General features: G+C 60.7%; 7 protein-coding genes and 1 tRNA gene. 5 read left to right on the top strand and 3 right to left on the bottom strand.

Going from position 1 to position 8,402, the window contains the following annotated elements; genetic code table 11:
- Positions 1-150 precede the first annotated feature (150 nt).
- Both AC07VG_RS24180 and AC07VG_RS24185 read left to right on the top strand, forming a co-directional pair.
- Complete coding sequence (locus tag AC07VG_RS24180) at positions 151-762, top strand: winged helix-turn-helix domain-containing protein (protein ID WP_495002967.1); 612 nt, start codon at positions 151-153, stop codon at positions 760-762.
- Positions 763-849: 87 nt separating this feature from the next.
- Positions 850-1,872 carry a quinone-dependent dihydroorotate dehydrogenase gene (locus AC07VG_RS24185; RefSeq protein ID WP_495002968.1) on the top strand — a complete coding sequence of 341 codons (1,023 nt, stop codon included), beginning with the start codon at positions 850-852 and terminating at the stop codon, positions 1,870-1,872.
- Between the two features lie 116 nt (positions 1,873-1,988).
- On the opposite strand, the gene rmf is transcribed toward AC07VG_RS24185, so the two are convergent.
- Positions 1,989-2,204 (bottom strand): ribosome modulation factor, encoded by a 216-nt coding sequence (gene rmf / locus AC07VG_RS24190; RefSeq protein ID WP_002553055.1) that lies wholly within the window; start codon positions 2,202-2,204, stop codon positions 1,989-1,991.
- Positions 2,205-2,820: 616 nt separating this feature from the next.
- Between rmf and rlmKL the strand changes: the two genes are divergently transcribed.
- The gene (gene rlmKL / locus AC07VG_RS24195) at positions 2,821-5,088 is read left to right on the top strand and encodes a bifunctional 23S rRNA (guanine(2069)-N(7))-methyltransferase RlmK/23S rRNA (guanine(2445)-N(2))-methyltransferase RlmL (protein ID WP_495002969.1); all 2,268 of its coding nucleotides are present in this window, start codon (positions 2,821-2,823) and stop codon (positions 5,086-5,088) included.
- Between the two features lie 39 nt (positions 5,089-5,127).
- On the opposite strand, the gene dacB is transcribed toward rlmKL, so the two are convergent.
- Positions 5,128-6,582: a D-alanyl-D-alanine carboxypeptidase/D-alanyl-D-alanine endopeptidase gene (dacB, locus tag AC07VG_RS24200; RefSeq protein ID WP_495002970.1), complete on the bottom strand. Its 1,455-nt coding sequence runs from the start codon at positions 6,580-6,582 to the stop codon at positions 5,128-5,130.
- A 231-nt stretch (positions 6,583-6,813) separates the two neighbouring features.
- Here dacB and AC07VG_RS24205 point away from each other — a divergent pair, with 231 nt between their 5' ends.
- Positions 6,814-7,158: a YggL family protein gene (locus AC07VG_RS24205; RefSeq protein WP_495002971.1), complete on the top strand. Its 345-nt coding sequence runs from the start codon at positions 6,814-6,816 to the stop codon at positions 7,156-7,158.
- 67 nt (positions 7,159-7,225) lie between these two features.
- Here the strand turns inward: AC07VG_RS24205 and AC07VG_RS24210 are convergent, their stop codons facing one another.
- The gene (locus tag AC07VG_RS24210) at positions 7,226-7,984 is read right to left on the bottom strand and encodes a hypothetical protein (protein WP_495002972.1); all 759 of its coding nucleotides are present in this window, start codon (positions 7,982-7,984) and stop codon (positions 7,226-7,228) included.
- Positions 7,985-8,328: 344 nt separating this feature from the next.
- On the opposite strand from AC07VG_RS24210, the gene AC07VG_RS24215 reads away from it, so the two are divergent.
- Positions 8,329-8,401: transfer RNA gene (locus AC07VG_RS24215), tRNA-Glu, on the top strand.
- Position 8,402 lies beyond the last annotated feature (1 nt).

The raw sequence follows: 8,402 nt of genomic DNA on the forward strand, positions 1-8,402 counted from the left end.
TCGTGAATAAGCCCTTTTCCCGGGTTTATTTTTGAATGGTCGTACATCTCTATAGAGGATTGCGTCGAGGTTATGGACAGCGTCACTGGAAAGACTCCGCGACAAGCCTTCGTCTTTGGTCAATGGATATTGCAAAGCGATGGAAACCTGGTGAGGCACGGCCGGGGTGTTCATCTGCCGCCCAAGGAACTGCAGGTGTTGCGCCTGCTGCTGGGTTCGGCGGGACGGCTGGTGACCAAGGATTGCTTGCTCGACAGCGTCTGGCCGGGCATGGACGCTGCCGAGGAGTCGTTGACACGCTGTATCTATGTGCTGCGCAAGTTGCTCGAGGAGGCCAAGGGCTACATTGCTACCGTCTACGGCAAGGGTTATCGCTTTACCGCTCCGGTGGTGCCGTTGCTACCCGCGCTGATCGAGCCGGCGATCGCCTCGGCGGCACCGCCTGCTGTTCATTCAAGAGGGCAGCAGGAGGCCGTGATCCGGCAACTGACGACCGTGTTGGGTGAAAGGCTGGAGGTTTTGCCGACAGAGCTGATGGCCGCCTGCTGTGAGCCCTGGAGTGCCTTGCAGCTGGCCGATACCTGGCTGGCCTTGTCGATGCTCGGGCTGTGCGATCGGGGCGTGGGCGTCGAGCAGGCGCGGGCGGCGGTTGCCCGGGTCCTGGAGCTGGAAGCCGGCAATCACCAGGCGCTGGCCCGCCTGGCCCTGGTGGCCAGCCTGCAAGGCTGTACCGATGCAACCGCGCGCCCCCCTCGTCGGTGAGCCGTGCTCGTGGTGCGCCTATGGTTTTTCTCGGGGCCCGGCTATAATCGCCGACCACTATCGCCGCCATCCGAGTCAAGCCCGCCCATGTATAACCTGGCCCGCCAGTTGTTGTTCAAGTTTTCTCCGGAAGTCTCCCACGACCTGTCCCTGGACCTGATCGGCGCGGGCGGCCGCCTGGGGCTCAATAGCTTGTTGTGCAAGGCTCCGGCGTCGAACCCGGTTACGGTCATGGGCCTGGAGTTTCCCAACCCGGTGGGCCTGGCTGCGGGCCTGGACAAGAACGGCGCGGCCATCGATGGTTTTGCCCAGTTGGGCTTCGGCTTCGTTGAAATCGGCACGGTGACGCCACGACCGCAGCCGGGCAATCCGAAACCGCGGATCTTCCGCCTGCCGCAAGCCGAGGCAATCATCAACCGCATGGGCTTCAACAACCTGGGCGTGGACAACCTGGTGTCGCGGGTCCGCGCCGCGCGCTATCGCGGTATCCTCGGTATCAATATCGGCAAGAACTTCGACACGCCGGTGGAACGTGCCGTCGATGACTACCTGATCTGCCTGGACAAGGTCTACGCCCATGCCAGCTATGTGACGGTCAACGTCAGCTCGCCGAATACCCCGGGCCTGCGCAGCCTGCAATTTGGTGACTCGCTCAAGCAACTGCTCGAGGCCCTGCACGTGCGCCAGGCGCAGTTGGCCCAGCAGCATGGTCGCCACGTGCCCCTGGCGATCAAGATCGCCCCGGACATGACCGACGAAGAAACCGTGCTGGTCGCCCAGGCGCTGCTGGCGTCGGGCATGGATGCGGTGATCGCCACCAATACCACCCTGAGCCGTGTCGGTGTCGAAGGTCTGGCCCATGGCGACGAGGCCGGCGGCCTGTCCGGCGCGCCGGTGCGCGAGAAGAGCACCCATACCGTCAAGGTGCTGGCCGCTGAGCTGGCCGGTCGCTTGCCGATCATCGCCGCTGGCGGTATCACCGAGGGCGAGCACGCGGCTGAAAAGATCGCCGCTGGGGCGAGCCTGGTACAGGTGTATTCGGGGTTTATCTACAAGGGGCCGGCGCTGATTCGCCAGTCGGTGGATGCCATTGCGGCGTTGCGTCGCTGAATCCGCGGCATTAAAAAGGGCTCCGTAGGAGCCCCTGGGCCGAAGCCCGCCGCCCGGATGGGGCGTGCATGGTAAGTCGGTTGTTGCGCAAATTGTTATGTCGGAATGTGCCCTGATCAGCCGACAGCGTGAAGTTCGTTGAGTCTGTGGATTCCCGCAGTGCCGGTCATACCGTCCCAGTTGTCGCCGCGTCCTTCTCGCCAGCCATTGATCCAGGCTTGGCGTACCGACGGTAGAGTAAAGGGGCAAAGCTCGCGGGATTTGCCATGAACGCCGTATTGATATCCGCGTAAAAATGCTCTTTCCAACGGATCACGCTTAAGTCTTCTCATAGGGTGTTGCCCTCACTGGTTGACTGTTATATGTCCCGTCGACCTCTTGGCGAGATCAGGCAGAATGCATCTGCCGTTGGTGCTCGCTGCCGGCGTGGCGAGCTCCGCTCTGGTACGAAAAGGCCCTTGGGCGATTTCGGGGGAGAGCGGGGTGTTGACGCCATTGCGACGTCAACCTGTTGTGAGTTCTAACCAATGCGCAGGGGCGTGTGAATGACCGTTTTGTCATAAGGACGTAACGATAATGGTGTTAAGGCCATAAGATGTGATGGCCGTAGGCTCGAGTATCTGGAGAAAACCCAGCTATGATCAGCCCTTAGATGAATGATGAGTTTCATTCTCTACTGCGAATACCGACCTGTTGGGGTCAGGTATTATTCGACGAAGGGTCACGATGTGACTTTTTGTTACGAAGGTTTTTGTTAAAAAGGTTTTTATTACGAGAGTTGAGCTGTCCAGGCATCAAGGTTCTTTCAATCCAAGGGTTGAAGGATCTGCCTGGGTGGACAGGCGCAATGGTGCGCCACACGAGCGCTCTGCGAGAAAAGCGCTTGATCGAAACCGAGCGGGCGATGCGTTTGCCCGTTCCTTGAAGGCTTGAAGCCCTGGAATTCCCATGTCGGATCGTTACGAACTCTTCCTCACTTGCCCTAAAGGCCTTGAAGGCCTGCTCATTGAGGAAGCCGTCGGGCTTGGCCTTGAGGAGGCGCGCGAGCACACCTCGGCCATTCGTGGCACGGCCGATATGGAGACTGCCTATCGCCTGTGTCTCTGGTCGCGACTGGCCAACCGCGTGCTGCTGGTGCTCAAACGCTTCCCGATGAAGGACGCCGAGGACCTTTATCACGGCGTGCTGGACGTCGACTGGCAGGACCATATGGTCTCCGACGGCACCCTGGCCGTTGAGTTCAGTGGTCACGGCTCGGGCATCGACAATACCCATTTCGGCGCCTTGAAGGTCAAGGATGCGATTGTCGACAAGCTGCGTACGCCGACCGGCGAGCGTCCGTCCATCGACAAGATCAGCCCGGACCTGCGCATTCACCTGCGCCTGGACCGTGGCGAAGCGATCCTTTCCCTTGACCTGTCCGGCCACAGCCTGCACCAGCGTGGCTATCGTCTGCAGCAGGGCGCCGCGCCGCTGAAGGAAAACCTCGCGGCGGCGATCCTGATCCGTGCCGGCTGGCCGCGTATTGCCGCCGAAGGCGGGGCCCTGGCCGACCCGATGTGTGGTGTCGGGACCTTCCTGGTGGAGGCGGGGATGATCGCCGCCGATATGGCGCCCAACCTGAATCGTGTGCACTGGGGCTTCGATGCCTGGCTCGGGCATGTGCCGGCGCTGTGGAAAAAGCTTCACGAGGAAGCCACCGAGCGTGCCGACGCCGGCCTGGCCAAGCCGCCGCTGTGGATTCGCGGTTATGAAGCCGATCCACGGCTGATCCAGCCCGCGCGCAACAACATCGAGCGCGCCGGCCTGAGCGAGTGGATCAAGGTCTACCAGGGCGAAGTGGCGACCTTTGAGCCACGCCCGGACCAGAACCAGAAAGGCCTGGTGATCTGCAACCCACCCTACGGCGAACGCCTGGGCGATGAAGCCAGCCTGCTCTACCTCTACCAGAACCTCGGCGAGCGCCTGCGCCAGTCCTGCCTGAACTGGGAGGCGGCGGTGTTCACCGGCGCCCCGGACCTGGGCAAGCGCATGGGCATTCGCAGCCACAAGCAGTACTCGTTCTGGAACGGCGCCTTGCCGTGCAAGCTGCTGTTGATCAAGGTCGTGCCGGATCAGTTCGTCACCGGCGAGCGTCGCACACCGGAACAGCGGCAGATCGAACGCGAACAGGCCGAGGTCCTGGCGCAGGAAGTGGCCGAGGCGCCGAAATTCAACAAGAACGGTAATCCGATCAAGCCGGCTCCGACGCCCGCGCCGGTGGTCGAGCAGGCGCGCCTGAGCGAAGGCGGGCAGATGTTCGCCAACCGCTTGCAGAAGAATCTCAAGCTGTTGGGCAAGTGGGCCCGGCGCGAGGGGGTCGACTGCTATCGGGTGTATGACGCCGATATGCCGGAATATTCGCTGGCCATCGACCTGTACCACGACTGGGTGCACGTCCAGGAGTATGCCGCGCCCAAGTCCATCGACCCGGAAAAGGCCCAGGCCCGCCTGTTCGATGCCCTGGCGGCGATTCCCCAGGCGCTGAATATCGACAAGAGCCGGGTGATCATCAAGCGCCGCGAGCGCCAGAGCGGTACCAAGCAATACGAGCGCCAGAGTGCCCAGGGCAAGTTCACCGAGGTCAACGAAGGCGGTGTGAAGTTGTTGGTCAACCTGACCGATTATCTCGACACCGGTCTGTTTCTCGACCACCGGCCCATGCGCCTGCGGATCCAGAAAGAGGCGGCCGGCAAACGCTTCCTCAACCTGTTCTGCTACACCGCGACCGCCAGTGTGCACGCGGCCAAGGGCGGTGCGCGCACCACCACCAGCGTCGACCTGTCGAAAACCTATCTGGACTGGGCGCGGCGCAATCTGTCGCTCAATGGTTTCTCCGACAAGAACCGGCTGGAGCAGGGAGATGTGATGGCCTGGCTGGAGAGCTGTCGCGATGAGTTCGATCTGATCTTCATCGATCCGCCGACCTTCTCCAACTCCAAGCGCATGGAAGGCGTGTTCGACGTCCAGCGTGACCACGTGCAGTTGCTCGATCTGGCGGTCGCTCGCCTGGCACCTGGCGGCGTGCTGTATTTCTCCAACAACTTCCGCAAGTTCCAGTTGGACGAGCACCTGGCGACGCGTTATGCCGTCGAGGAAATCAGCGCCCAGACCCTGGACCCTGATTTCGCCCGCAACAGCAAGATTCACCGCGCCTGGAAGATCAGCGCCCGCTGATCACCACGGATCCCGGGCCCTGATGTTCAGGGCCTCGGGTTATTCGTCCGCGCCGGCCACGTTGGGTTGGCGGTACAAGTCCAGCAACACCTGATCGAGCACCGATGAGGCGCCCCAGGGTTTCGGGTCGTTGAGAATCGCCACCACCGCCCAGGTGGTGCCGTTATCGTCGCGGCTGAAGCCGGCAATGGCGCGCACGGTGTTCAGGGTCCCGGTCTTGATATGCGCCTCGCCACGCATGGCTGTCTGCTTCAGGCGTTTGCGCATGGTGCCGTCGGTACCGACGATCGGCAGCGAACTGATGAACTCCGCGGCATACGGACTCTTCCAGGCCGATTGCAGCATGCTCGCCATTTCCCGCGCGCTGACCCGCTCGTCGCGGGACAGGCCGGAGCCGTTCTCCATCACCAGATGCGGCGCGATGATGCCTTTTTTCGCCAGCCACTGACGCACCACCCGCTGCGCTGCCTTGGCGTCATCGCCATCGGCGTCGTTGCGATACTGCGCGCCCAGGCTCAGGAACAGTTGCTGGGCCATGGTGTTGTTACTGTATTTGTTGATGTCGCGGATGATTTCCGTCAGGTCCGGCGAGTAGGCGCGGGCCAGAAGGTGGGCGCTTTTTGGCACCACGTCGGAACGGTCCTTGCCATGGATACTGCCGCCCAATTCCTGCCAGATGGCGCGCACGGCACCGGCGGCGTAGGTCGGATGGTCGAGCAGCGACAGGTAGGTCTGCGAGCTGCAGCCCTCGGCCAATTGACCGCTGACGGTGACGACGGTGGTGCCATCGTCCTGGGTCACCGGGTTGTAGCGCACGTCACCGGAGCACTGCTTGGCATTGACCACCTTGATCTGGTTGTCGATGCGGATACTGGCGATCGGCGGTTCCACCGAGACCAGCACCTTGCCCGAGTCATTGCGGGCAACGAAGCGCAGGGCCTTGAGGTTGACCATCAGCGCATCGGGCTTGACCAGGAATGGCTTGTTCTCGTCGTTACCGTCGTCGTTGAATTCCGGCAGTTGGGGCTGGATGAAGAAGCTGCGGTCGAGGACCAGGTCGCCGGTCACCTGGTTCACGCCGTTGGCCCGCAGGTCACGCATCAGCAGCCAGAGTTTTTCCATGTTCAGCTTCGGGTCGCCACCGCCCTTGAGGTACAGGTTGCCCTGCAGGACGCCATTGCTCAGGGTACCGTCGGTGTAGAACTCGGTTTTCCACTGATGGTTGGGGCCGAGCATTTCCAGGGCGGCGTAGGTGGTGATCAGTTTCATCGTCGAGGCCGGGTTCACCGACACGTCGGCATTGACCACGGTGGGGACGCCGGGGCCATCGAGTGGCAGCATCACCAGGGACAGGGCGTCGTTTTGCAGCTTGCTGGCTCTGAGCGCCTGCTGGACTTTGGGAGAGAGGCTGTTGTTGACGGGCGCTGCGTAGGTAGGGAGGGCCAGGGGGAGAAGCAGGCCGGCGAGCAGCAGCGGACGTAAAGATTTGATCATATGAAGTGGAACCCTACCGTCGAGGGGAAAATACGAGGGCATGTCGACAAAAATCCCTCAATGGTCGTGAAAGTGTCGGCATTATGCCCCAAGGCAGGGAAGCTGGGGCCTTGGGCCGGTAGCCTATTGGCGATTTTTTTCTGCGGATCGACCAGGTGTCAGCACAGATCCGGGCAATTGCAGCCTTAAACTGATAAAGTGCCGCCCGTTATTACTTTTGAGGATTGTTTCATGGCGACTAACCGTTCCCAGCGTCTGCGCAAAAAGCTGTGCGTCGATGAATTTCAGGAGTTGGGTTTCGAGCTGAACCTGGATTTCAAAGAAGACCTGAGTGAAGAGGCTATCGACGTTTTCCTCGACGCATTCCTGAAAGAAGCAATGGAAGCCAACGGTCTGGGCTATGTCGGCGGCGATGACTACGGTCTGGTTTGCCTGCAGAAGCGTGGCTCGGTCAGCGCTGAACAACGCGCTAACGTTGAAGCCTGGCTCAAGACCCGCAGCGAACTGACTTCCGTTGAAGTCAGCCCGTTGATGGACGTCTGGTACCCGGAAAAGCCGATCAATCCGATCGCCTGATTTCCCGGTAGGCACATAAAAAAACGGACAAGCCTGGCTTGTCCGTTTTTTTATGCCTGCGATTCCATCAGTCGTAGATGGCTTTCTTCTTCCAGTCGGCGTCGGCCTCGACATCCTTCAGACCCTGGGTCAGTTCGTTGACATCTTCCTCGGTCGGTTTGATGTTGGTGAGCACCATGGAGTTGGCGCGGGCCAGGAGCTTTTCCATGAAGATCAGCTGTTCGTTGTAGACCGCTGGTTCAGGTTGCTTGCGCAGGTATTGCACGCCACGCTCGAAGGCCAGGCGCGCCTGCCCTGGCTGCTCCTGTTGCAGGGCATGCTGGCCGAGGTTGTTGAAGAACTCGATATGCAGCAATACCAGGATATGTCGCACTTCACGGATCCAGTGCTTGGCTTCAGTGGCGGGCAGGAAACCGTCCTGGGCCGCACGAGTGATCTGGCCGTGCAGCGCCTCCAGTAGGAAGCGTACGTCCTTGGCCTTGGCTTCGGTCTGGATCGGGCTGGGTGGGTTGTTGACCGGAATCGATTCCCCCTGGCTGATCAGCGCCGTGAGCTCGGTTATCCGGGTTTTGAACTTGCTATTGGTCTTTTCTATATTCAACAGCCGCTGGTTCACGTTGAGTTCCAAACGTGTCAGCAGTAGCTTGAGGGCCGGGCTCATCAATTGGCCGGGGAAGGTCTCGGTGATTTCGCCGCAGCGGCGCAGACGGTCGGCGAGTTCGACCTTGAATCGGGCCTTCTCCAGTTTGCGGCCTTCGGCCATATGGTTGAGGAAGCCAATGGCGATCAGGAGAAAGATCCCGGCTGCGACCAGCAGGGTGATCATGAGTGGTGTCACCGTTAAGACCTCTTCAAGGTGTAATGCTAACGAGTGTAGTGGCTTGGCGTTTGCGCCGATAGCGTTGATCGACGTGTTGCAGGGAGTCAGGGATAGAGCACATTGCCACTATTTCCCGGGGTGAACTATAGCGTCTTGTAGAGCGCCAGAATATAGGCGCCAAGAGGCAGACGCGAGGAGCGCCGGGAAAGCCCTATAAAGGGGGGCGAAGTCATTGATTTAAATAAATTTATCCTTGGGGGTTGACGACCCCTCGATCCATCCATAGAATGCGCGCCACTTGCAGCGTAAAGCACACAGCGAAGCGCGGCAGGGAGTGAATGTTGTAGTGTGTCCCCTTCGTCTAGTGGCCTAGGACACCGCCCTTTCACGGCGGTAACAGGGGTTCGAGTCCCCTAGGGGACGC

The organism is Pseudomonas sp. GW821-FHT03C07 (assembly GCF_059420925.1).

Coding starts and splice junctions, on each gene's coding strand:
- rlmKL (WP_495002969.1), top strand. CDS start 2,821: ATGTCGGATCGTTACGAACTCTTCCTCACTTGCCCTAAAGGCCTTGAA.
- AC07VG_RS24205 (WP_495002971.1), top strand. CDS start 6,814: ATGGCGACTAACCGTTCCCAGCGTCTGCGCAAAAAGCTGTGCGTCGAT.
- dacB (WP_495002970.1), bottom strand. CDS start 6,582: ATGATCAAATCTTTACGTCCGCTGCTGCTCGCCGGCCTGCTTCTCCCC.
- rmf (WP_002553055.1), bottom strand. CDS start 2,204: ATGAGAAGACTTAAGCGTGATCCGTTGGAAAGAGCATTTTTACGCGGA.
- AC07VG_RS24185 (WP_495002968.1), top strand. CDS start 850: ATGTATAACCTGGCCCGCCAGTTGTTGTTCAAGTTTTCTCCGGAAGTC.
- AC07VG_RS24210 (WP_495002972.1), bottom strand. CDS start 7,984: ATGATCACCCTGCTGGTCGCAGCCGGGATCTTTCTCCTGATCGCCATT.